The 23,395-nt window shown below is 73.0% G+C and carries 23 protein-coding genes; 12 read left to right on the top strand and 11 right to left on the bottom strand.

The genetic code is table 11. The features are described from left to right. The 5 genes from N8J89_RS08455 to N8J89_RS08435 form a co-directional block, all read right to left on the bottom strand. Complete coding sequence (locus N8J89_RS08455) at positions 1–972, bottom strand: penicillin-insensitive murein endopeptidase (protein ID WP_283663789.1); 972 nt, start codon at positions 970–972, stop codon at positions 1–3. Positions 973–1,025: 53 nt separating this feature from the next. Continuing rightward, positions 1,026–2,000 carry a PH domain-containing protein gene (locus N8J89_RS08450; RefSeq protein ID WP_283663788.1) on the bottom strand — a complete coding sequence of 325 codons (975 nt, stop codon included), beginning with the start codon at positions 1,998–2,000 and terminating at the stop codon, positions 1,026–1,028. Further along, positions 1,997–4,198, bottom strand: a complete 2,202-nt coding sequence (locus N8J89_RS08445; RefSeq protein ID WP_283663787.1) for a hypothetical protein — start codon at positions 4,196–4,198, stop codon at positions 1,997–1,999. The genes N8J89_RS08450 and N8J89_RS08445 overlap by 4 nt, the downstream gene beginning before the upstream one ends. After that, complete coding sequence (locus tag N8J89_RS08440; RefSeq protein WP_252481856.1) at positions 4,192–4,872, bottom strand: hypothetical protein; 681 nt, start codon at positions 4,870–4,872, stop codon at positions 4,192–4,194. Before N8J89_RS08440 ends, N8J89_RS08445 begins: the two co-directional genes overlap by 7 nt. An 84-nt stretch (positions 4,873–4,956) precedes the next feature. Beyond that, complete coding sequence (locus N8J89_RS08435; protein WP_185002317.1) at positions 4,957–5,613, bottom strand: Crp/Fnr family transcriptional regulator; 657 nt, start codon at positions 5,611–5,613, stop codon at positions 4,957–4,959. Positions 5,614–5,820: 207 nt separating this feature from the next. Between N8J89_RS08435 and N8J89_RS08430 the strand changes: the two genes are divergently transcribed. The 3 genes from N8J89_RS08430 (at position 5,821) to N8J89_RS08420 (ending at position 8,929) form a co-directional block, all read left to right on the top strand. Beyond that, positions 5,821–6,765: an NAD-dependent epimerase/dehydratase family protein gene (locus tag N8J89_RS08430; RefSeq protein ID WP_283663786.1), complete on the top strand. Its 945-nt coding sequence runs from the start codon at positions 5,821–5,823 to the stop codon at positions 6,763–6,765. A gap of 14 nt (positions 6,766–6,779) precedes the next feature. Beyond that, positions 6,780–7,394, top strand: coding sequence for a flavin reductase family protein (locus N8J89_RS08425; RefSeq protein ID WP_283663785.1), 615 nt, complete (start codon positions 6,780–6,782; stop codon positions 7,392–7,394). 116 nt (positions 7,395–7,510) lie between these two features. Then, entirely contained in the window at positions 7,511–8,929 is a 1,419-nt protein-coding gene (locus N8J89_RS08420) for a hypothetical protein (protein WP_283663784.1), read from the top strand. Here N8J89_RS08420 and N8J89_RS08415 read toward each other — a convergent pair. Continuing rightward, a complete protein-coding gene (locus tag N8J89_RS08415) occupies positions 8,856–9,203 on the bottom strand; it encodes a hypothetical protein (RefSeq protein WP_283663783.1) in 348 nt (115 codons plus the stop codon). The two genes, N8J89_RS08420 and N8J89_RS08415, sit on opposite strands and share 74 nt — an antisense overlap. Positions 9,204–9,344: 141 nt before the next feature. Here N8J89_RS08415 and N8J89_RS08410 point away from each other — a divergent pair, with 141 nt between their 5' ends. The 4 genes from N8J89_RS08410 to N8J89_RS08395 all read left to right on the top strand — a co-directional run bounded on the left by N8J89_RS08410 (position 9,345) and on the right by N8J89_RS08395 (position 13,319). Beyond that, entirely contained in the window at positions 9,345–9,680 is a 336-nt protein-coding gene (locus N8J89_RS08410) for a nucleotide pyrophosphohydrolase (RefSeq protein ID WP_283663782.1), read from the top strand. Between the two features lie 25 nt (positions 9,681–9,705). Then, positions 9,706–10,668 carry a LysR family transcriptional regulator gene (locus N8J89_RS08405; protein WP_283663781.1) on the top strand — a complete coding sequence of 321 codons (963 nt, stop codon included), beginning with the start codon at positions 9,706–9,708 and terminating at the stop codon, positions 10,666–10,668. 78 nt (positions 10,669–10,746) lie between these two features. Next, on the top strand, positions 10,747–12,174 hold the full coding sequence (locus N8J89_RS08400) for a S1 family peptidase (RefSeq protein ID WP_283663780.1): 1,428 nt from the start codon (positions 10,747–10,749) through the stop codon (positions 12,172–12,174). A 65-nt stretch (positions 12,175–12,239) separates the two neighbouring features. Beyond that, the gene (locus tag N8J89_RS08395; RefSeq protein ID WP_283663779.1) at positions 12,240–13,319 is read left to right on the top strand and encodes an NAD(P)-binding domain-containing protein; all 1,080 of its coding nucleotides are present in this window, start codon (positions 12,240–12,242) and stop codon (positions 13,317–13,319) included. Here the strand turns inward: N8J89_RS08395 and N8J89_RS08390 are convergent. From N8J89_RS08390 to N8J89_RS08375, 4 genes are read right to left on the bottom strand one after another with little or no spacing between them, the layout of a single operon-like run. Then, positions 13,230–14,780 carry a PH domain-containing protein gene (locus N8J89_RS08390; protein WP_283663778.1) on the bottom strand — a complete coding sequence of 517 codons (1,551 nt, stop codon included), beginning with the start codon at positions 14,778–14,780 and terminating at the stop codon, positions 13,230–13,232. The two genes, N8J89_RS08395 and N8J89_RS08390, sit on opposite strands and share 90 nt — an antisense overlap. Further along, positions 14,780–15,295 (bottom strand): PH domain-containing protein, encoded by a 516-nt coding sequence (locus tag N8J89_RS08385; protein ID WP_283663777.1) that lies wholly within the window; start codon positions 15,293–15,295, stop codon positions 14,780–14,782. The genes N8J89_RS08390 and N8J89_RS08385 overlap by 1 nt, the downstream gene beginning before the upstream one ends. A gap of 4 nt (positions 15,296–15,299) precedes the next feature. Continuing rightward, a complete protein-coding gene (locus N8J89_RS08380; RefSeq protein ID WP_283663776.1) occupies positions 15,300–16,781 on the bottom strand; it encodes a glycosyltransferase family 39 protein in 1,482 nt (493 codons plus the stop codon). A 3-nt stretch (positions 16,782–16,784) separates the two neighbouring features. Beyond that, a complete protein-coding gene (locus N8J89_RS08375) occupies positions 16,785–18,230 on the bottom strand; it encodes a glycosyltransferase family 39 protein (RefSeq protein WP_283663775.1) in 1,446 nt (481 codons plus the stop codon). Between the two features lie 188 nt (positions 18,231–18,418). On the opposite strand from N8J89_RS08375, the gene N8J89_RS08370 reads away from it, so the two are divergent. From N8J89_RS08370 to lipP1, 5 genes are all read left to right on the top strand, one after another. After that, on the top strand, positions 18,419–19,099 hold the full coding sequence (locus N8J89_RS08370) for a TetR/AcrR family transcriptional regulator (RefSeq protein ID WP_283663774.1): 681 nt from the start codon (positions 18,419–18,421) through the stop codon (positions 19,097–19,099). An 18-nt stretch (positions 19,100–19,117) separates the two neighbouring features. Next, positions 19,118–19,603, top strand: a complete 486-nt coding sequence (locus N8J89_RS08365; RefSeq protein WP_283663773.1) for a hypothetical protein — start codon at positions 19,118–19,120, stop codon at positions 19,601–19,603. 26 nt (positions 19,604–19,629) lie between these two features. Continuing rightward, positions 19,630–20,700 carry a sensor histidine kinase gene (locus tag N8J89_RS08360; RefSeq protein WP_283663772.1) on the top strand — a complete coding sequence of 357 codons (1,071 nt, stop codon included), beginning with the start codon at positions 19,630–19,632 and terminating at the stop codon, positions 20,698–20,700. Continuing rightward, a complete protein-coding gene (locus N8J89_RS08355) occupies positions 20,697–21,344 on the top strand; it encodes a response regulator transcription factor (protein WP_283663771.1) in 648 nt (215 codons plus the stop codon). Before N8J89_RS08360 ends, N8J89_RS08355 begins: the two co-directional genes overlap by 4 nt. Before the next feature lie 66 nt (positions 21,345–21,410). Beyond that, positions 21,411–22,484 carry a LipP1 family hormone-sensitive lipase gene (gene lipP1, locus N8J89_RS08350; RefSeq protein ID WP_283663770.1) on the top strand — a complete coding sequence of 358 codons (1,074 nt, stop codon included), beginning with the start codon at positions 21,411–21,413 and terminating at the stop codon, positions 22,482–22,484. 7 nt (positions 22,485–22,491) lie between these two features. On the opposite strand, the gene N8J89_RS08345 is transcribed toward lipP1, so the two are convergent. Continuing rightward, positions 22,492–23,376: an SGNH/GDSL hydrolase family protein gene (locus N8J89_RS08345; RefSeq protein ID WP_283663769.1), complete on the bottom strand. Its 885-nt coding sequence runs from the start codon at positions 23,374–23,376 to the stop codon at positions 22,492–22,494. Positions 23,377–23,395: the final 19 nt, after the last annotated feature.

Here is a 23,395-nt window from a genome sequence, read left to right as displayed (position 1 = left end):
TCAACAGGCGTAGAGCGGATTGGGGTGCACCGGGGCGCAGTAGCGGATGTGCAGGTGGTTGTCGTGGTTGTCATACCTGGTGGTCAAGCCCTCCCTGATCAGCTCGGGGTCGTTGAAGAAGATCAGTTTCACCCGGCCGGCGGCGGTCGAGCGCAGCGCCCGCACCAGCGACCTGGTGGCGGCGCGGTCGTAGGCGGGGTCCCGCCAGGTGATCCGGCCCGCGGTGCACTGGGCGCGGTCCGCGCGGATCGGCCACAGGTCGACGTCCATGCCGAGCTCGTGGCTGGCGTGGCCGGCGATGTCGCCGCCGTGCTCCTTGCTGACATCGCCCAGTGGCACCTTGCCCTGGCCGGTCCCGGCGAAGGACCGCGCCGCCGCCTCCAGCTGGCCGATGGTCGCGCCGGTCCCCCAGTTGGCCGTGCCGTTGCCGTCGGGGTCCTGGTCGCACAGGGCGGCCAGGTCCGGGTAGTCGTAGTGCCACAACAGGTTTCGCCAGGTGTCCGGGCCGGCCACGCCGTCCGCGCCGATCCCGGCGTGCTGCTGGAAGGCCAGCACTGCGGACCGGGTGGCCGCGTCGAAGCTGCCGTTGACCGGCAGGCTCAGCCCGCGCTTGGCGTTGAGCTGCGCCTGGAGTGCCGACACCGCGGGGCCGCTCGCGCCCTGGCGCAGGGTCACCAGCAGCGCGCCCCAGGTCGCCGGGCCCGCGATGCCGTCCACGGCCAGGCCCTTGGCCTGTTGGAAGGCGCGGACCGCGGTGGTGGTGCTGGCCGCGTACACCCCGTCGGCCGGTGGGCTCTGCCCGTGCTGACGCAGCAACTGTTGGAGCGCCAGCACATCGGCGCCCCGGTTGCCCGCGCCCAGCGCGGGCAGGAACGCGCCGGGGAGGGCCGCGGCCGGAGCGGCCGTGCTCACCAGCACCAGGGTCGTCACCAGCAGGGCGAGCGCCGCCCGGCCGAGCACACGCGCGAACATGTCAAACTTTTTCGCACACGACCGACTTCAGGACAATCCTCCACCGGTCGGGTCTACAGCGGCTGCTGGCCGTTGCGCGGGTCGGGCGGGAACCGCGAGGCGGCCGGGTAGTCCGGCATCTCCGGCAGCTGGGTGCGGTTGGCCGCGAACTCGCGCAGCGCCCGGCCCGGACCGGCTTGCAGGTGCGCCAGCACCCGGCGCAGCGCCTCGCCGCCGAGCTGGTCGATGTCCACGTCCTGGGCGAAGCCGGAGTCCAGCAGGGACTGCACGATGCCGCGGCTGGTGTCCAGGCTCAGCTTCTCCTGCTCGGCCAGCAGCTGCACCACCTTCGCGGTGTCGCCGGGGTGCTCGGCCAGGTGCAGGGCGAGCACCGCGTAGTGCCCGTCCTCGACCAGCCTGCGCAGCCGCTGCGCCCTGGTCACGATCAGCTCGCCCTGCTGCTGGTCGGCCAGCATGGCCAGCCGGTGCTCGCGCAGCCGCTCGTCCTGGGTGATCCGGACGTGGCAGCGGAACAGCGTGACGCCCTCCGGCAGCGCGGTCGGCGCGATCGCGGGCAGCTGGTTGAGCGCGGTCTCGGCCAGCGCGGTCGCCGCCGGGTCGAACCGGCGGGACTCCTGGCGCAGCTGGGCCAGCAGGTGCCTGCGGCACAGTTCGACCGCGTCGGTGAGCCGGTTGCGCACCACCTGCACGGGGTCGTGCACCCGCCAGCCGAACTCCAGCTCGGTGTGGAACTGGAACAGGTCGCCGTGGCAGGGCAGCAGCACGTTGGTCAGCGCCCAGTGGTCGGCCAGGTCCACCTCGTACAGCCAGCGCACCCCGCCGGAGCGCCACTCCCGCGCGCTGGGCATCCGGGGCGGCACGTACACGTTGCCGTCCACCGTGGACAGCACGAACGTGGTGTGCGGGCGGGGCGCGGGACGGCCGGCCAGCATTCTGCGGACCGGCAGCTCGATCTCACTGCGGATGGGGCTGCGGAGGTCGGCGGTGAGGTGGGGTTCCGCCGTGTGCTCGTCATGGGGTGCGGTCAAGGCCGTGCTCCTCGGACTGGTGACGACAGCGCGTCGAGCACCGCGGCCGCGGCCGCGGTGGCTGGCGGGTCGGCGTCCGGCCAGGTGAGCGCGGCGCGACGCAGAATCTCAACCTCCCTCGGCAGTCTCGCGATGGAGCGGGCCAGCCTGGCCAGGGCCGTGGTGGCGGCGGTATCACCTTCGCAGGACTGTGCCCACCAGCGCAGCACCCACCTGGCCGGGCGATTGACCAGCGGGTCGATCAGCGCCCGCCGCCACAGCCCGGCCAGCGCCGAGGACGCCTCCGCCCCCTGGTCAGCCCACTGCAACAGCCGCGGCGCGCTGCTCTCGCCTGGCCGGCAGAGGTCGGCGCAGAGCTGGAGGAACCCGTAGACCCCGACGTGCCTGCGGTGCGCCCGGTGCGAGGTCGCCCAGCTCTCCACGGTGGCGATCACGGTGGCCAGCAGCGCGTCGTCGGCGGAGCGGGCCAGCTCCACCAGGCTCTGCGAGATGGCGAACACGCCGCCGGGATCGGACTGCCCGGCCAGCTCGCCGAGCACCTCGAACGCGGTGTCCGGCACCAGGTGGCCCAGGGACTCGCCGAAGGCGCGGGCCGCGGTGCGGCGCAGCTGCCACTCCCCGGACCGGGACCAGCTGTGCGCCAGCCGGACCACCGCCCCGGTCAGCTGGAAGTCGCCCGCGGCCACGCCGAGGGCCACCAGCGCGGCCTCCCGGCCCGCCGGGTCGTCCCCGGCGGCCCACGGCTCCAGCACGGCCCTGCGGAAGGTCTCGAACTCCCTGGACATCAGCAGCCCGACCGCCGCGCCCGCCCCGCCGCGCACCGGCCGGGCGTGGTGCGTGCCCAGCTCGCGCAGCCAGCGCAGCAGCGCGGGGCGGCCGTAGTAGCCGGCGCACCACAGCTGGTCCACGATCCACGGCCGGTGGTCGGGCTGGCGCAGCCGGACGATCTCGGTGGGCACCCGGCCGTACGGGGTGTGGCTCCAGGCCCGCAGGATCTCGGTGCGGGTGCGCTCGCAGCGGGCCTGCCGCCCGTGTGGCGGCCCGTCCACCCTGGCCGCGGCCCGGCCGGTGGTCAGCCGGTCCAGCCGTTCGGCCAGGTCCACCACGGTGCCGTAGGCCAGGCCGTCGAACATGGCCACGCACAGCAGGAACGCCCGGTCCGGCGAGGACACCTCGTCCAGCCAGGCGCGCAACTCCTCCTTGGAGCGCACGGTCAGCCGCTGGGCGATCTCGGCCGCCTCCGCGCCGCGGTCCAGCCGGTCCAGCCTGGCCAGCTCCTCGGCCAGCCGGACCAGCGCGGCCGCCTCGAACGGCTCCTGACAACTGCCCTCGATGAGCTCGGCGACCGCGCGCCGCCCGGTCAGCTCGGCGATCCGGTCGGCGGCCAGCAGCCTGCCCAGGTGGGCCAGCACCAGCGCCTTCGGCTCGGGGTGGTCGGCCACCGGCAGCTGGCAGGGCTTCTCCGCGACACCCGCCCCGGCCACGGTGAGCACCAGCCGGGCGCCGCGCGCGGTGACCTCCTCGTCCAGCCGGTGCAGGTCCGCGCCGCGGGCGGTGGCCAGCACGTGCGGCGGCAGGTCGGTGACCAGGTAGCCGCGGCCGGACTTGAGCGCGCCGGTGGGCAGCCGCAGCAGGTCCTCGATCGGCTCGAACTCGTACACCTCGCCGTGGCAGCGCTCGTCCAGCAGCACCATGCCCAGCGCGGTCTTGCCCCAGCCCCTGGGCCCGGCCAGCAGCACCAGCCCCGGCCTGGCCAGCCTGGCCCTGATCGCCGCGGCGCTGCCGGGTTCGACGAAGGCGCCGCGGAAACCGGCCAGCACCGGCGCGGCCACCCGCCTGGCCACCGGCTCGGCGGTGTCCACCCCGCCGCCGCGGCGGCCGGCGAAGGAGTCCCGGCCGACCACGTCGCCGGTGACATCGCCCATGATCACGATCGGCGCGGCCGCTTGGCCGCCGCCCGCCGGGCGCAGCGTGCTGACCTGGCGGTGGATCTCCTCCACCAGCGAGACCGAGTCCAGCAGCCGGGCCGGGTTGCTCAGCTGTTCCTTGATCTTGTCGATGGTCAGCGCCCGCGCGGCGTCCCGGTGCGGGCCGCCCTCGCCCTCGGCGCCGCCTGACCGGCCGGTGTGGTCGACCCCGTGGTGTGCCCGATCCGGGAGCGGTTCGGCCAGTCCTCCGACGCGGTCGGCACTCACCATGGCCCGCCGACGTGCTTGTCCCTGCCGACCACGTCACCGTTGACGTTGCCGCGCACGGTGATCGCGGGCGGCCCGCTGCTGCCGCTGTCGAGCTCCAGCCGGGCCAGCGGGGCCAGGATGCCGGGCACGTGCACCCACGCCTCCGCGCTGACCTCCTTGCGGTGCACCTCGATCTGGTGGAAGGAGGCCGGGTCGACCGCGCCGTAGCCGTGCCGCACCACCGCGTTGTGGATGGCCTCGGAGACGATCACCACCAGCTCCGCCTCCGGCACCGCGGCCAGCACCTCGTAGAGCGCCTCGCTGCCGACCAGCCGGAAGGCGAAGTTCAGGTCGGTGCCGGACCAGCCGTCCCGGTCCCGGTGCACCTCACCGGCGTGCACCGACATGCGCAGCCGGATCTGGCCCTGCTCGCTGGTGAACTGGTTGTGCTGGCGCAGCGCGACGGCGAGCCTGCCGATCAGCGGGTCCAGCAGCCGGACCTTGGACACCGAGGCGGGGATGAGCAGGCACTTGCCGTCCCCGCGGTCCTCGATCGCGAGCTCGTCCCAGTCGATGCCGGACTCCTCGAACGCCTGCTTGAGGACAGCCGTCAGCCCGCTGCGCAGCAGCAGCTGGAACCGGTCATCTCGGGTGCCGAACTTCGCGATGTCCACGACCACGATCGAGAAATGCACCGGGTGGTATTGCATCAGCGTGTGTTTACCCTAAAACCGCAGGTCAATCTGTGATCCAACGCACTTTCGAGGTGTGATTCAGTCTTACGTCCCAAGGTAGGAGTCCAGCCGGGTGGGGGCCAGAATCGTGATCCGGCGACGTGCGGTGGACAGCAGGCCGTCGTCGCGCAGCTCGGCCAGCGCCCTGGACACCGACTCGCGGGTCGCGCCGATCGCGCTGCCCAGCTCCTCCTGGGTCAGCTGCGCGGCGATCTCCACCCCGCCGTCGGCCCGTTCGGTGCCGTGCGTGGCGGCCAGCTCGCCGAGGAAGCGGGCCAGCCGCTGGGACACCGTGCAGGTGCCCACCTCCAGCCGCCGCCGGTCAGATTCATCCACTCGGGTGACCAGTAAGGACAGCACGTCACAGGCGAGGCCGGAGAACTGGCGCAGCAGCGAGCGGAACCGGGCCGAGGCGATCACCACGACCGTCGAGTCGGTCAGCGCCACCACGGTGGCCGAGCGCCGACGTGCGGTTATGGCGCCGAACTCGCCCACCAGCTCACCGCTGCCGCGCAGCGCGAGCACGCTGTCGGTGCCGTCCTGGCTGACCACCGAGATGCGCAGCAGGCCGTGCTCGACCAGCAGGACCGAGTCGGACTCGTTGTCCTGCCTGAACAGCACCGTGCCCCGGCGCACGCTGCGACGACGCCCGACGTCGGCCAGTAAAACCCGGCTGGCCGCCCCGAGCCCTTCCACGCTCATAGAGGAAGGGTCGACGTTGGCGCTGGGGAATATGGAGGGGAAAGGTCCACTACTCACCCGATAGCCAGCAGATAATGCCCCGAACGGCCCAATGCGAACAACTCCCTGTCACAGCGTTTTGCCCTACCGGAGTAAGGTAATCCCGACCTCCGTGTGAAGGCCACAAAACTTGCCGGTGCACCCATTTCCTTCTGGTGAGATGGTGGTATGCGAGTCCTGGTCACCGGCGCGAGCGGCTATGTGGGACAGGCCGTCGTACGCCAACTTTCCCAGACCGGCCACGAGGTCGTGGCGCTGGTCCACCGCTCAGTGGTGAACGTGCCCGAGGGGGTGGAGCTGCGCAGGGGCGACGTGCTGGACGGCGAGGGCCTGCTCGCGGCCGCGGACGGGGTGCACGCGGCGGTGCACCTGGTCTCGCTGACCAGGATCCGCGAGGCCTTCGCGCACCCCACGCTGTACTACCGGGTCAACCTGGGCGGCACCCTGCACGTGCTGGAGGCGCTGGCCAGGCAGGCCGAGGTCACCGGGGTGAAGCCGAGGCTGGTGATGGCCTCCACCGCCAGCGTCTACGGCAACCCGGAGCGCCAGCCCATCGACGAGACCACCCCGGTCGCCCCGCAGAACCCCTACGCCGCCTCCAAGGTCGCCGCCGAGGAGGCCATCCGCTGGCAGGTGGCCACCGGCGGACTGGGCGCGGCGGTGCTGCGGATCTTCAACATCGCCGGCGCGGTCGGCGAGCTCGGCGACTACGACGACACCCGGATCATCACCAGGACGGTGGGCGTGGCGGCCGGCCACCTGCCCTCGGTGGAGATCAACGGCGACGGTTCGGCGGTCCGGGACTTCGTGCACGTCAACGACGTGGCCAGGGCCATGGTCGCGGCGCTGGAGGACGCCACGCCCGGCCGGTTCGACGTGTACAACGTGGGCGCCACCCCGGCCAGCGTGGCCCAGATCGTGGACACCGTGCGCGAGGTGACCGGCCGGGAGATCCGCGTCACGCACCGCCCGGCCAACCCCGGCGAGTCCGCGCGCTCGGTCGGCGACAACTCGCTGATCAGGCAACGTCTCGGCTGGTCACCGCGGCAGTCCACGCTCACCGAGATGATCCGCGGCCAGTGGGAGGCCGAGCTGCTGCGCCGCCACCGCTGACCGAGGATCGGGGCATGCGCCTGGACTTCGACCCGGAGGCCACCGGCTCCGGCCGGTTCTACCGCCTGCTCACCGCCGTGGTGCTGCCCCGCCCGATCGCCTGGGTGTCCACGGTCTCGGCCGAGGGGGTGGACAACCTCGCCCCGCACTCGTTCTTCACCGTGGCCTGCGTCGACCCGCCGATCGTGCAGTTCACCTCGGTGGGCCGCAAGGACACCCTGGCCAACGTGGAGGCCACCGGCGAGTTCGTGGTGAACCTGGCCACCGAGCCGAACTTCGCCCAGGTCAACGCCACCGGCACCGACTTCCCCCCGGCCACCAGCGAGTTCGACGCGGCCGGCATCCCCCGCGAACCCAGCCTCAAGGTCAAGCCGCCCAGGGTCGCCACCAGCCCCGCCGCGCTGGAGTGCGTGCTGCACAGCACCCTGCGGCTGGGCGACTCCACGGTGGTGTTCGGGCGGGTGGTGCACGCGGCGGTGGCGGCGGAGGTGGTCCGCGACGGGCTGCCATCCGTGGAGCTGCTGCGGCCGTTGTCGCGGCTGGGGCGGGACGAGTGGGGGACGGTGGGCGGGGTGCGGGAGATCAGGCGGATCCGGCACGCGGACTGGCCGGGGCACTACCGGGGCTGAGCGGACACGATCGGACAACGCCGCGGAAGATCGCTAACGCCGGGTCAGCGGTGTACGACGCTCCGTGTGTGCAGCGTCGGCCGGCAGAGCGCCGACCACATGCGGGGGAGGCGTTCTTGTCCGAGGAGTCCTGGCATTCCGCCCGGTTGATCCCGACGTCCGGCATCAACGGCGCCGAGGAGCAGGAGCGGCGCGCGACCTCGGCGCTGCTGGCGGTGCTCGCCGCGGTGCGCGAGTTCGGCCGCGTGCTCACCCAGCCGCTGGGCGCCCCGGCCGGCGCCGTGCGGACCTACATCGAAGTCCCGTTCCAGCTGGGCGAGCGCAAGGTCATCCCGGACGGCCTGATCCGGGTCAGCAGGGGTCAGCGCAGCTGGACCGCGCTGGTGGAGGTCAAGACCGGCACGAACGAGCTGGGCGCCGAACAGCTGGAGAACTACCTGGACCTGGCGCGGGAACAGGGTTTTGACGCGCTGATCACCATCTCCAACCAGATCCCCGCGATGCCGGGCCAGCACCCGGCCAAGGTCGACAAGCGCAAGCTGCGCAAGGTCGCGCTGCACCACTGGTCCTGGACGCACGTGCTCTGCGAGGCGGTGCTGCAGAAGGAGCACCGCGGGGTCGCCGACCCGGACCAGGCGTGGATCCTCGGCGAGCTGATCCGGTACCTGGAGCACCCGCGGTCGGGTGCGATGGCCTTCGAGGACATGGGTCCCAGCTGGGTGCCGCTGCGTGAGGCGGTCAGCGCGGGCACCCTGCGCGCCACCGACGCCGCCGCGGCCGAGGTCGCGTTGCGGTTCGACGCGCTGCTGCGCTTCGCCGGGTTGCAGCTGGGCCGCAGGCTGGGCGCCGAGGTGGTGCCCGCGCTGAGCCGCCGTGAGCTGGCCGAACCGCAGCTGCGGGTGCAGGGCCAGGTGGCGCAGCTGGTCAACGGGGGCACGTTCAGCGGTGGCATCCGCATCCCGGACACGGTCGGCACGCTGCGGGTGACCGCGGACCTGCGCGCGAACCAGGTGTGCTGCCAGGTGGAGGTCGACGCGCCGAGGGAGGGCAGGCCCGCCACCCGGGTCAACTGGCTGGTGCGGCAGCTCAAGGACGCGCCGGAGCAGGTGCGGCTGGAGTCCTTCGCGCTGCACGCCAGGGGCGCGGGCGCGGCGGAGCTGCTGCGCGCGGTGCGGCTGGATCCGGCGGTGCTCATCGAGGACCCGAAGAAGGAGATCAGGTCCTTCCGGGTGGCGCGGACCTTTCCGCTGGGCGGCAAGCGCGGCACCGGCCGGGGCTCGTTCATCGACTCCGTGCTGGAAGCGATCAACCGTTTCTACGAGGACGTGCTGCAGAACCTGAAGCCCTGGGCCGCCCAGCCACCCCGGATGCGCCCCGACTCGGCCTTCACCCCGCCGGAGCAGGTGCCGGTGGCCCTGGTGTCCACCGCGCCGTCCTCCCAGGACGGCGCCGAGGAGCCGCCTAGTACCGGCGTTCCGCTCCCCGTTCCTCCGGCGCCCTCGGCCGCAGGGCCCCTCTCGGCACCAGGTGCTTGAGGGCCAGCGGTGGCACCGTGCTCTCCGACCGGCCCGCGATGCAGAAGGACACCAGCCCGGCCCAGTAGCCCTCCTCGGTGCGCAGCCAGGCGTGCAGGGTGCCCGGTACCCGGCCGCTGACCACCAGGCCCTGCTGACGGATGAGCAGGGTGGCGGAGGAGGCGTCGCCGAGGAAGCCGTGCCGGTACAGCTCGTTGAGGTCCACCCAGACCGGTCTGCTGCGGTCGTAGACCCGGCCGAGGGAGGGAGCGAGTTGCACCGTTCGGTCGAACACGTGTGCGAGTCTGGATGACTAGGTAGATCGACAGCAAGCCGGGTCACGGGGGCTGACCAGGTGATTACCCAGGGTCGAGAACCTGGCGGGCGGAGCTGGCCCAGCCCAGGCAACGATTGGCTACGGCCTAGGGTTCGGCGCATGCGTGGATTTGACGAGCTGGTGCCCCGGTTGCGGGAGTTCGCGGCGGCGCGGGAGTGGGAGCCGTTCCATACCCCGCGCAACCTCGCCATGGCGCTCTCCGGCGAGGTCGGCGAACTGGTCTCCGAGCTGCAGTGGTTGGGCGACAAGGAGATCGCCGAGCAGCTCGACGGTGGCGCGCTGCGCGAGCGGGTTGCCGACGAGGTGGCCGACGTGCTGCTCTACCTGGTGCGTTTCGCCGATGTCTGTGGTCTGGACCTCCCGGCCGAGGCGCATGCCAAGATCGATCGCAACGAACACCGGTTTCCTCCGCTGGAGGCAAACCCTTCCCCCTGAGCGGCAAGGGATTTAGCGTCGTCTTATGGAACTGGAGCTGCGGCATCTGCGGGTGATCTGCACCGTCGCGGACACCGGCAGCGTGACCAAGGCGGCCGCCAAACTCGGTCTGGCGCAACCGGCGCTCACCGCCCAGCTCAACCGGATCGAACGCGCGCTGGGCGGGGCCCTGTTCGAGCGGGACCGGCGCGGCTCCCGGCCCACCCAGCTGGGCGAGCTGGTGCTGGCCCGCGCCCGGCTGTTGCTGCCCGCGGTCAGCGAGCTGCGCGAGGAGGCCGCGCGGCTGGCCAACTCGGCAGGCGATGAGGGCGCCACCCACTTCCGGATCGGCTCGGCCAACGGGCCGATGCTGGGTGGGCTCATGCACCACCTGGGCCTGGACCGGCCGCAGGCGCGGATCTCCCCGCACACCTCCTACTCCAGCGACGAGCTGACCGAGCTGGTCGCCGCCGGACGCCTGGACTTCGCGCTGATCGGGGCGTGCGGGGAGGCCGCGCCGCCGACCGCGCCCGGTGTGCAGTGGCGGCTGCTCGCGGTGGACCCGGTGTTCGTGCTGCTGCCGGAGGACCACCCGCTGGCGGACAAGGACGAGCTGGAGCTGGCCGACCTGGCCGAGGCGCGCTGGGCGGCCACCCCGGGCGACGGCTGCTTCGGCGACTGCTTCGCCGCCGCCTGCGCCCGCGCCGGGTTCGCGCCCAGGGAGCTGTACGAGGCGGACGTGGTCAGCTGCGTCGACCTGGTCCGCTCCGGGGACGCGGTCGCGTTGTGCCAGCCGACCTTCCGCGAGTGGACCGGCGTGGTCCCGGTGCCGATCGCGGGCATCCCGTTGCGCTGGCGGCAGTTCATCGGCTGGCACATCGACGGCCAGAGCTCGGCGGCGGCGGAGCGGATGGCCGGGCACGCGCTGGCCGCCTACGCCGACGTGGTCAGCCGCAGCCCCCGCTACACCGAGTGGCTGGCGGGGCATCCCGGCTTCGGTATGAGGTAACTGGTATCTCCCTCCCCTGGCTGGGCCGGGCCTAACGTGCAGGTCCCTGCATCCCTGCCCATCCAAGGAGACACCGGCATGAGCCGACGCCTATCCGCGTTGCTGGTCGCCGCGTTCACCACCATGGCGCTCTCCGCCGCGGTGGCCCCGTCCTCGGTCGGCGCGCCCGCCGAGGTCGACCCCGGCCTGTTCGCCGCCCTCCAGCGCGATCTCGGCCTCTCCGCCGACCAGGCCCGCGCCCGGCTCGCCGTGGAGGACCTGGCGCGCTCGGTGCGCAAGCGGGTGGCCGCCAGCGCCGACGGCGGCTCCTGGCTCGATCCGAACGGCCGCCTGGTCGCCGGGGTCACCAGCCAGGCCCGCGCCGAGGCGGTCCGCGCGGCCGGTGGCATCCCGAAGCTGGTCAGCCGCGCCGAACCCGCACTGGACGCGGTCAAGTCCACTTTGGACAGTGCGGCGGCGAAGGCCCCGGGCACGGTGCACGGCTGGTACGTGGACGTGGCCAGCAACAGCGTGGTGGTCCGGTCCCGGCCGGAGGCGCTGGCCGCGGCGCGGGCGTTCGTGCTGGCCAGCGGGGCGCAGGCGGGCGCGGTCCGGTTCGAGTCCAGCCTGGAGCAGGCCCGGCCGCTGATCGACGTGGTCGGCGGCAACGCCTACAACATCGGCTCCGGCTCGCGCTGCTCGGTCGGGTTCTCGGTCACCGGCGGGTTCGTCACCGCGGGGCACTGCGGCAACACCGGGGCCGCCACCAGCAACCCCAGCGGCACCTTCCGCGGCTCCAGCTTCCCCGGCAACGACTACGCCTGGGTGCAGGTGGCCGCGGGCAACACCCCGGTCGGCGCGGTGAACAACTACAGCGGCGGCCGGGTAGCGGTGGCCGGGTCCCAGGACGCGCCGGTCGGGTCCACGGTGTGCCGGTCCGGGTCGACCACCGGCTGGCACTGCGGCGCCATCCAGGCGCGCAACTCCTCGGTGACCTACCCGCAGGGCACGGTGTCCGGGCTGATCCAGACCAGCGTGTGCGCCGAACCCGGTGACTCCGGCGGTTCGCTGCTGGCCGGCAACCAGGCCCAGGGGGTGACCTCCGGCGGCTCCGGCAACTGCCGCTCGGGTGGCACCACCTACTTCCAGCCGGTCAACGAGATCCTGCAGACCTACGGACTGACCCTGCTCACCGATGGTGGCAACCCGCCGCCCGGCGGTGAGTGTGGCAAGGGCACGTACTCCGGTTCGCTGGCCGCCAACGGCAGCGCGTACCAGCCGAACAACAGCTACTACCAGTCCACCGCCGCGGGCACGCACACCGGCTGCCTGAGCGGTCCCTCCGGCACCGACTTCGACCTGTACCTGCAGAAGTGGAACGGCAGCGCCTGGGCGGACGTGGCCGAGTCGGCCGGCCCCGGCAACACCGAGAAGGTCAGCTACTCCGGCACCGCGGGCTACTACCGCTACCGGGTGCACGCCTACAGCGGCTCCGGCAGCTACACGCTGACCACCGGCGCCCCGTAGCGGCGGCGACCGACCCTCGCGGTCGTCGTGCCGGTGGGCGGGTGTGACCTTCCTTCCGCAGGGGAATGGGTCACCCGCCCACCGGCGTTCCGGTGGTCGTGGACACGGACGTGGTGGTGATCGGGGCGGGCCAGGCCGGCCTGTCCAGCTCGTACTTCCTGCGCCGCGCCGGGATCGACCACGTGCTGCTGGACTCGGCCCCGCACGCCGGTGGCGCCTGGCAGCACTACTGGCCCTCGCTGCGCTACGCCGACGTGCACGGCTTCCACGCCCTGCAGGCCCTGCCGCTGATCGTGCCCGACCCGCAGCGCCCGGCCGCCGAGGTGCTCTCCGCCTACTTCGCCGAGTACGAGCAGCGCTTCGACCTGCCGGTGATCCGGCCGGTGCGGGTCCGCTCGGTCCGGCACGAGGGCGCGGACTTCCTCGTCGAGGCCCCGGAAGGCTGCTGGCGGGCCCGCGGCGTGATCAACGCGACCGGCTCGTGGAGCCACCCGCTGTGGCCGCACTACCCCGGCGCGCGCGAGTTCCTCGGCCGCCAGCTGCACACCGCGCACTACCGCGGACCGGCCGGGTTCGCCGGGCAGCGGGTGGTGGTGGTCGGCGGCGGGGCCTCCGCGCTGCGCTTCCTGGACGAGCTGTCCCCGATCGCGGAGACGATCTGGGTGACCCGGCGGGAACCGGAGTTCAGCGAGGGCGAGTTCACCGCCGAGCGCGGCCGGGCGATCATCGCCAAGGTCGAGGAGTCGGTGCGGGCCGGCAAACCGCCGCGCAGCGTGGTCTGGAACACCGGCCTCGCCCTCACCCCGCTGATCAAGGACCTGCGGGCGCGCGGGGTGCTGCGCCGCCGCCCGGTGTTCGAGCGGATCACCCCGGACGGCGTCACCTGGGCCGACGGCTCGCACGAGCGGGCAGACACGATCATCTGGGCCACCGGCTTCCGGGCCGCGCTCAACCACCTGGCCCCGCTGAAGCTGCGCGAGCCCGGCGGCGGGATCGTGATGGCCGGTGGGCATCCCGCCGCCGAGCCCAGGCTGCACCTGGTCGGTTATGGCCCGTCAGCGAGCACCATCGGCGCCAACCGGGCCGCCCGCACCGCAGTGCACGAGCTCCGCCGGGAGCTGTTCCCCGCTGCCGTCGGTGTCTAGGAACTCGGTGAGGATGCCCGGCACGGCCCGCTCGGCGAAACCGGCCGAGTCCGCCTCGGCCATGTCGCGCACGTGGTACCCGCCCACCACCGTGGCCACCGCGGCGGTGAGCGTGACCACCCCGGCCCGCCGGGAGAACGGGGTGTCGGCGAAGGTCCAGGACAGCACGTCCGCCCGGCGCAGCGCCGCGGTGTCCCGGCTGATCGTGCCCGAACGCGCCACCAGGTAGCGCCCGGACAGGCCGTGGCCGAGGTTGCGGTAGGCGTCCCTGGCGAACCACAGCACGAACGGCACGCTGGCCAGCGCGGTGCTCCAGGCCAGGTGCAGCAGCACATCCGTCAGCAGGTAGCCCAGAACCCCTGGCACCACGAGCAGGGGCAATGTCACCAGCAGCAGGCCGCGGACGATCCGCCGCCGGTGCGCGACCTTCGGATGCGCGGTCAGCACCAGGTCTTCCAGCGGGGACACCGGTTCCCGCAGCACCCCGGCGACCACCCGCAGCGCCTCGGCGCGCGGCGCGGGCGGCAGCACGGCGCTGCGCTCGCTGTCCTGCTGCTCGGTGCCCAGCCCCGCGGCCACCGCGTTGACCTTGGCGCCGCCGCCGAAGCGCAGCAGCAGCGGTTCGCGCAGCACCGCGCCGAAGAGCCTGCACCGCTCGATGGACACCGAGCGGGTGGTCAGCAGCCCGCGGCGCACCCGCAGCAGGCTGTCGCTGACCCATTCCAGCCGGTACCGCCACCAGCCCTCCACGTACAGCGCCAGCGCGCCGAGCACGCCGAGCAGCGTGGAGGCCAGGAACGCCAGCGGAATGGTCCACCACAGCGCGCTGGAGCCGAACTCCACCGCCAGCCTTCGCACCACGGGCAGCCGCCATGCCTCGATGCCGATCGCCTCCAGCGCCCGGTACCCGACCCCGAGCACCAGCACCATCCCGCCGAAGATCCAGAAGGTCAGCGGCGCGTACCGCAGCCAGCGCGGGTTGATCGTGGAGACCACCGGGTCCTCGGCCGCGGTGTGCGTGGCGCGGGCCAGCAGCTCCGCGCGCAGCGCCCTGGCCACCGGGGCGGCCAGCGCGTCCAGCTTGACCTCGCTGCCCAGGTCGGTGGAGCCCGCGGTGCCGATGCGCAGCGTGGTCAGCCCGAACAGCCGGTGCACCGGGCTGGCGGTGAGGTCGACGTTGCGGATCCGGTTGAGCCGCACCGTGCGCAGCTTCCTGGTGAACATCCCGGTGCGCACCTCCACCGCGTCGGCGGTGAGCCGGTACCTGGTCTTGGCCCAGGAGGCGACCCCGGCCGCCGTGAAGGCCAGGAAGCCCAGCGTGATCCCGCTCAAGGTGAGCCAGCCGCGCAGGTCCAGGTGGCCGCCGGAGATCCACAGGGCCATCAGGAAGGAGGCGGCGGGCGGGGCCAGCCAGCTCGTGTGCACCGCGATCATGCGCGGGTCCAGCTTCCGCCAGTCCATCACGCCTCCTCCACCGCGGCGGCCTCGCCGATCCGGCGGGCCAGCTCGGTCGCGTCGTCCAGGCCCAGCCCGGAGATCCGCACGTCGCCCGCGGTGGAGGCGGTGGTCACGATCACCGTGGCCAGGCCGAAACCGCGCTGGATCGGGCCGATCACGGTGTCCACGGTCTGCACCTTGGTCAGCGGGGTGATCCGCCGCCGCTGCCAGAACCAGCCGCTGGCCGAGTACACCGCGGTGCTGCCCAGCTCCCAGGCGTGCACCCGGTACCGCCACGGCGGCATGATGAGCAGGTAGGCCAGGCCGGGCAGCACCAGCACGCCGAGCAGCAGCGGCCCGAGCCAGCGCAGCGCGCCGGGGAAGAACAGCAGGGACAGCGTGGTCATGGTCAGCGCGACCAGGAACGCCGGTCCGGACACGGTGAGCAGCGCCTGCACGGTCCACCAGCGGCGGGCGCGCGGGTCCACCCGGTAGCGCGGCGGCCGGAGCCGGGGCGCGGCGGCGGTCGATGTGGTCATGGTGTCACCCCAGTTTCTGGAAACGTGGCCAGAGCTCGGCCCAGGAGCCGGTGCGCCCGGTGGCCAGTTGCAGTGGCACGTCCTGCACCAGCAGGTTGGACTTCAGTCGAGTGTCCATAGTGGACAGTTGCTGGACCTGCGCGAAGGACTCGGTCAGGTAGGGCACGGCCGGTCCGGCGAAGAGCACGGTGTCCGCGGACTCCGGTGGCGCGCCGAAGTACCAGTAGCCGCGGGAACCGCTGTAGGCCCTGGGCAGTCCGCGCTCCGGGCCGTAGCGGTCCAGCGCGCCGGCCTGCCAGTAGGTCACCGTGAGCACCGCGGTGCGGGCGCGCTGTTCCGGCGGCAAGCGGTGGTAGGCGGCGGCGACCTGGTCGGCCAACTCGGTCCAGCTGGTGCTGTAGACGCTGGTGAAGTCGGCCGAGTCGCGCGCGGCGGCCCGCTCCACTGGCTGCACCGGCAGCGCCAGGAACAGCATGGCCAGCGCGGAGGCCACCGCCACCGGCCAGGCCGCCGCCCAGCGCCACCAGCGCGCGGCCACCCGGCGTTCCACCTCGATCGCGCCCACCGCCCACAGCAGCGGGAACAGCCCGTTCACGTAGTACGGGCGGCCGCCGACCACCAGGAACACCAGCACCAGCCCCAGGAAGGTCCAGCCCAGGAAGGCATACGGCCGCCACTGCGGTCCGCGCAGCAGCCGCCAGGTTCCGTAGACCACCAGCACCGCGCCGGTGAGCAGGCCCGCGCCGAAGAGCATGATCGGCACAAAACCAAGCGCCCCACCGGTTCCGGTGGCCGCCTCCGCCGCGATCTGCCCGGTCATGCCCAGCTGCGGCCAGCCGTGCCGGGCCTGCCACAGCAGCGCGGGCACGGTGGCCAGCACCGCGATTCCCGCGCCCAGCCACAACATCGGGCGGCGCAGCAGCTCCCTCGGCCCGAACACCAGCGCGCACACCAGCAGCACCGCCCAGAACCCGACCATCAGGAACTTGGCCTGCCAGGCGAACGCGGTGACCACACCCAGCCACAGCAGCAACACGTCCCGACGGGTGTGCAGCCAGCGCAGCAGCACCAGCACCGCCAGCTCCCAGGCCAGGGTGTCCGCCGCGCCCGTGCCGAGCAGGTGCCCGCCGGAGATCATCACCGGCGCCCCGGCGAAGACGACCGCGGTGACCACCTGGGCCCGCGCGCCGCCCCCCAGCTCGCGGGCGATCAGCGCGGCCACCGCGGTCCCGGCCACCGTCAGCAGTGCGGTGGGCAGCCGCAGCGCGGTCAGCGAGCCGGGGAACAGCGAGTCCATCACCAGCGCCAGCAACGGCGCCAGCGGACCCTGGTCGGCATAGCCCCAGTCGAGGTGCTGGCCCGCGGCCAGGAAGTACAGCTCGTCGCCGAAGAGGTCGTAGCGGCCGCTGAAGGCCAGCAGCACCACCGCGTAGGCCGCGGTCACCGCCAGCACCGGCAGGCGGGCGAAGTCCGGTCGTGTGGTCATGGCTCAGGCCAGCTTCCGGAACCGGGGCCACAACTCGGCCCAGCTGCCCTTGCGGTCCTGCGCCAGCAGCAGCGGAATCCCGTCCACCGCCCGGTTCGCCTTCAGCTCAGTCTCCAAAGTGGACAGTTGCGTGACGGTGCCGAAGGACTCGGTCAGCGCGGGCAGCGGGCGGCCCACGTAGAGCACGGTGTCCGCGGTCTCCGGCGGCGCGCCGAAGTGCCAGTAGCCCCGGGAACCGCTGTGCGCCTTGGGCAAACCGCGTGCCGGGCCGAACCGGTCCAGCGCGCCGGACTGCCAGTAGGAGCTGGTCAGCAGCGCGGTCCTGGCCCGCTGCTCGGCGGGCAGCGCGTGGTAGACCTTGGCCACCTGGTCGGCCAGCTCGGGCCAGCCCACGCTGTGCGTGCTGATGAAGTCCACCGATCCGGCGCCGGCCCGGCTGTGCACCGGTTCCAGCGGCAACCCGAAGAAGGACATGGCCACCGCGGAGAGCACTGCCACCGGCAGGCTCACCGACCAGCGCCACCACCCGGCCACCCGCGCCCTGGACAGCTCCACCGCGCCCGCCGCCCACAGCACCGGGAACATCCCGGCCACGTAGTACGGCCGCCCGCCCGCGACCAGGAACAGCGCGACCACGCCGAGGAAGGTCCAGCCCAGGAAGGCGTACGGCCGCAGCTCATCCCCGCGCAGCAGCCGCCACAGCCCGAACAGCAGCACCACCAGCCCGCTGAGCAGCCCGGCCAGCATCAGCATCATCGGCACGAACCCGAGCAGGCCGCCGTGCATGAACTCGCCCTCGGCCGCGATCACCCCGGTCATGCCCAGCTGCGGCCAGCCGTGTTCGGCCTGCCACAACAGGCTCGGCAGGGTGGCCAGCACCGCGATTCCCGCGCCCAGCCACAACATCGGCCGCCACAGCAGCTCCCTCGGGCCGAACACCAGCACCGCGACCGCGAGCGCCACCCAGAACCCGCCCATCAGGAACTTGGACTGCAAGGCCACCGCGGTGACCACGCCCAGCCAGGGCAGCACCGCGTCGCGGCGGGTGCGCACCCAGCGGATCAGCAGCCAGCAGGCCAGCGCCCACATCAGGATGTCCGGCGTGTTGGTGGTGAGCAGGTGCCCGTTGCCCAGGGTGAACGGCGAGGCCACGGTGACCAGCGCGGCCAGCGTCTGCGCCCGCCGCGCGCCGCCCAGCTCGCGGGCGATCAGCGCGGTCACCGCCACCAGGACCATCGACATCAGCAGCGAGGGGAAGCGCAGCGCGGTCAGCGAACCGGGGAACAGCGACTCGGTGACCAGCGCCAGCAGCGGCGCCAGCGGTCCCTGGTCGGCATAGCCCCAGTCGAGGTGCTGGCCCGCGGCGATGAAGTACAACTCGTCGCCGAAGGTGCCGTAGCGCTCGGCGAAGACGAACAGCAGCACGCCGAGCACTCCGGCAACCGTCACAACCGGGCCTGCTGCGAACGGCGGCAAGCTCCGCGCCGGACTCTGTTGCTGGCTGACCTGGACTTGCATCACAACTCCCCAGTTGATCCCCTGATGTCCCGGCTCCCGGCCGGTTACAATGCGGGTGCATGGTAACCGGGACGCGGAGACCTTTGCAATGCGTCCGCATTAAGAAAGCGTGGCTGTCGGTGCCCAAGCAGGTTGACCACGAGGAACGTCGGCGGCACATCGCCGAGGCGCTGTGGCGGATCGTCGCCAAGCACGGCATGGAGGCGGTGAGCCTGCGCGACGTGGCGGCCGAGGCCGGGGTCTCGATGGGCTCGGTGCAGCACTACTTCAAGACCAAGGACCACATGCTGGAGTTCGCGCTGGAGTTCAGCAGCGTGCAGACCGGCAACCGGGTGCGCGCCCGGCTGGCCCGCGAGCTGGCAGGCGACCCGCCGCCGTGGGCGGTGCTGCGCGCCTGCATGGTGGAGACGCTGCCCATCGACGAGCACACCCGCACCGGCCGCCTGGTCGGCATCGCCTACTTCATCCGCGCGCTGAACGAGCCCTCGCTGCGCCGGATCTACCTGCAGGGCCAGCCGAAGCTGTTCAACTTCTTCGCCGACATGATCCGCGCGGCCCAGGAGCAGGGGGTCACCGCGCCCGGCATCGACCCGGACAAGGAGTCGATGATGCTGTGGTGCATCACCGACTCGCTCGGCTCGGACATCCTGCTGGACAACAGCACCCCCGCGGAGGCGATGGCCGCCGCCGACTACTACCTGCGGCGGCTGTTCCCCGGCGTGCCCGAGCAGGAGTGGCCGCCGCCCGGCTCGATCTCCACCCCCGAGTCCACCCCTGAGCCCACGAACTCCACCCCCTGATCTTCCTAGCTTGGTGCCATGACACTGAGCACCCTGGCCAACGGGGCCCTGGCCATCGCCATCGTGGCCTTCGTGATCGCCCGCCGGATGAACTGGCACGAGCTGACCAAGCACGGCGAGGACGTGTGGATCGGCCCGGCGATCCTCACCGGCATCGGGCTGCTCCAGCTGAGGAACAAGCTGGGCCCCGACTACCACATTCCCCCGGTCGACCTGGTCTTCCTGGTGCTGGGCCTGCTGCTGGCCCTCGGCGCGGGGGTGGGCCTGGGCAAGGCCAGCGAGGTCCAGCTGCGGGAGGGCCGGATCTTCACCAGGATGCGCGGTCCGGCGTTCGGCGTGTGGGCCGGGTTCATCGGGCTGCGGGTGCTGCTCGGCTTCCTCGGCCACGGCTTCGGCGCGACCCTGACCAGCGGCGGCGGCGCGATCATGCTGACGCTGGGGGCCAGCCTGCTCACCCAGTCGCTGGTGCTGGCCGCCAGGGTGGGCCAGCCGGTGCGGCGCTGACCGCCCGGCTCGCGCAGACTGCCCCCATGACCGCGCCGCCGACCCTGCACGAGCGCAGGACCATGCACGTACTGGTCACCGCGCTGCTGGTGTACGCGCTGCTCAGCGCGCCGGACACGCCCTGGTGGGCCTGGCTGCTGCTGGGGCCCTCCTTCCTGTGCTGGCTGGTGTTCCTGGCACTGACCAAGCGTTCGCCGCGGTGGGCGCTGGGCGCGCTGGCGGCCTGCTCGCTGCTGAGCGCCTGCGTGGTCGGCCTGCCGGAGGCCTCGGCCACCACCATGTCCGCGGTCTCGGCGATGGTGTTCATCTCGCACGTCGCCGCCAGCGTGCCCGCCGGGCTGGCGCTGGCCGGGGCGGACGTGGTGCTGGTGCTCACCGGCGGGCTGCTGTGGGGGCGCGGCACGGTGGCCGTGCTGAGCAGCATGGCCATCTTCGCCCTGCTCACCCTGCTCGGCCTGGTGCAGCGGCAGCACCGGCAGCAGACCGCGCAGGCGGCCCGGCTGCTGGCCGAGACCGAGCGCACCCGGATCGCCCGCGAGCTGCACGACGTGCTCGCGCACTCCCTCGGCGCGCTGGCCGTGCAGCTGGAGGTGGCCGAGGCGCTGCTGGCCGACGGCCGCGACCCGGCGGCGGCGCTGGCCAGGGTGCGCCGGTCCCGGCGGCTGGCGGTGGAGGGGCTGGTCGAGGCCAAGGCCGCGGTCTCCGCGCTGCGCGAGGAGGTCCGCCCGCTGCCCTCGGCGCTGACCGAGCTGGTCGAGGCGCACCGGCGGGACCACCAGACCCCGGTCCGGCTGACCATCAGCGAGCGCACCCGGCCGCTCTCGCCCGGCGCGGAGATCTCCTTGCAGCGCACCGCCCGCGAGGCCCTGACCAACGCGGCCAAACACGCGGGCGGCGCGCCGGTCGAGGTCGATCTGTCCTATGTGGACGATGCGGTCCGGCTGTCCGTGCGCAACGCGGCCGGCACGCCGCGAACGGAGCTGCCCGGCGGGTTCGGGCTGACCGGGATGCGGGAGCGGCTGGCCCTGCTGGGTGGCACACTCACCGCGGGCCCGGAGGGGGACGGCTGGCTGGTGCGCGCGGAGGTGCCGGAATGACCATCAGGGTGCTGGTGGCCGACGACCAGCAGATCATGCGCGAGGGCCTGGTCGCCCTGCTCGGCCTGGTCGAGGACGTCGAGGTGGTGGGCGATGCCGGGGACGGCGAGCAGGCGCTGGCGCTGCTGGCCGAACGCGGGGCGGACATCGTGCTGATGGACCTGCGGATGCCGGTGCTGGACGGGATCGAGGCCACCCGCCAGATCACCGAGCGCTTCCCCGCGGTCGCGGTCCTGGTGCTGACCACCTACGCCGACGACGACTCCATCGCCGACGCGCTGCGCGCCGGCGCCCGCGGCTACCTGACCAAGGAAGCGGGCCGCGCCGAGATCGCCGCCGCCCTGCGCGCCGCCGCCACCGGCCAGTCCACCTTCGCGCCCGAGGTCTCCCAGCGCCTGGTCGCCGCGCTCACCCGCCAGGAGCCGGCCAAACCGCACCGCCCGCCGGACGGGCTGACCGCGCGGGAGGCCGAGGTGCTCACGCTGATCGCGCAGGGCCGCAGCAACCCGCAGATCGCCAGCGCGCTGTTCATCAGCGAGGCCACGGTGAAGACGCACATCAACAACGCCTTCGCCAAGATCGGCGCGCGCAACCGCGCCGACGCCACCCGCTACGCCTACCGCGCCGGGCTGGCCGCGCCCTAGGCCACGCCCCCGGCCACCCGCCGCGGCCCTGCCCAACACCCCCTACTCGTGGGTAGCATCGGGGTCATGACCTCTCCTCGCCCGGCCCTGCGCGAACTGGTCGAACGCGGCGTGGCCGCCGCGGTCGGCGCCCTGCCCGCCCCCGCGCAGCGCGCCATCGGCGGCCGCCCCACCGTGATCGACGGCCAGCATCTGCACCCCGAGGTGCAGTCCATGCTGAAGCTGATGAGCCTGGCCAAGGAGAACCCGCTCAGCGCCGGTTCGGTGATCGAGGCCAGGCGCGGGCTGCGCCGGACCGCGGCGGTGATCGGCGGCGCGGCGCTGGAGGTGGCGCAGGTGCGCGAGCTGAGCGTGCCCGGCCCCGGCGGCCCGATCCGGACCAGGGTCTACCTGCCTGCCGGGCTGCCCAGCCAGGCCGGCGCGCTGGTCTTCTACCACGGCGGCGGCTGGGTGGTCGGCGACCTGGAGACCCACGACAACCTGTGCCGCTACCTGGCCGTGCACGCCGGGGTGGCGGTGCTGTCCGCGGACTACCGGCTGGCCCCCGAGCACAAGTTCCCGGCCGCCACCGAGGACGCGCTCGCGGTCTACCGGTACGCGGTGGCCAACGCGGACAGCCTCGGCCTGCACCCGGACCAGATCGCGGTCGGCGGGGACAGCGCGGGCGGCAACCTGGCCGCGGTCACCGCCCAGCAGGCCAAGGCCGCGGGCGACCCGGTGCCGGCCTTCCAGCTGCTGATCTACCCCGCGGTCGACTTCTCCGTGCGCCGGGAGTCCCGCCGCCTGTTCGGCACCGGTTTTGTGCTCACCTCGGAGAAGATGGACTGGTACCAGGACCAGTACCTGCGCTCGGCCGAGGACCAGCTGGACCCGCGCGCCTCGCCGCTGCTGGCCGAGGACCTCTCCGGCCTGCCGCCGGCCTACCTGGTCACCGCGGGCTTCGACCCGCTGCGGGACGAGGGCGAGGAGTACGCGGACAAGCTGAGCAAGGCCGGGGTGCCGGTGTTCCTGCGCCGCCACCACGGCCTGATCCACGGCTTCGCCAACGTGCTCGGCATCGGCCACACCGGCCGGGACGCCGCGCTGGAGGCGGCCGCCGCCCTGCGGATGGGCCTGGCCTTCGCCGCGGCGAAGGGCTGAGCGCGCCTCAGCCCCTGCGGGCCTTCGCGGTGGCCAGCGCCCGCTGCACCGCGTCGGCCACGCCCACCATCCCGGTCCGGAACGGGTGGTACGCCGCCGCGGCCAGCAGGTCGGTGTGCTGCCCGTTCACCCAGGCCACCCCGCGCGGCTTGCACGCGTCGTGGTTGAGCGAGGGCGCGTAGGTGTCCACGAAGGTGTCCCCGTTCACCCCGGCCGCGCGCCGCAGCGCCGCGTTGAGCTGCTGTTCCACGCTGTCCAGGAACGGGTAGTCGCCGGTGGCGAAGGGCAGCACCGAGGGGCAGGTGCCGCTGGCCGGGGCGATCCTCGGGTAGCCGACCACCAGCACCCTGGCCTTGGGCGAGCGTTCCCGGATGCCGCGCAGCACGGTCAGCACCCGGACCTCGGTCTGGCCGATCCGCTTGCTCAGCTCGTCGCCGAAGTGCTTCGCGCAGGGCGCGCCGCCCGGATCGCTGGGCCGCAGCCGCGCGCAGGTGCTGATGGTGTCGCCGAAGACGCTGAAGTCGTTGCCGCCGATGCTGACCGTGACCAGGTCGGTGTCCTTGGTCAGCGCGGAGAACTGGGCGGGGTTGCGGCCCAGCGGCACCGACTGCGGCTCGGTCATGTTGGTGCTGTCCGCGGCCCCGCAGCTGATGTCGGTGAACCGGGCAGGGCGGATCCGCCGGTTCAGCAGGCTCGGGTAGTTCTCGGTGGACCGAGCACAGCCCAACGGGTTCAGCCTCGGCAGCGGGATCAGCGGCCCCGAGGTGAACGAGTCACCCAGCGCCACGTAGTGCCGCACCTGCCGGACCGCGGCCTCCGCCCCGGAGGCGAACAGCGCGGCCGCGGCGGCCGCCACCGTGCCGATGATGCCCAGCCGACCCACGACGCCCATCGACATGTGCCACCTCGCT

The organism is Crossiella sp. CA-258035 (assembly GCF_030064675.1).
GTDB lineage: Bacteria > Actinomycetota > Actinomycetes > Mycobacteriales > Pseudonocardiaceae > Crossiella.
The sequence above is the reverse complement of the archived record's forward strand: the minus strand, read 5'-3'. Positions and strand labels throughout refer to the sequence as shown.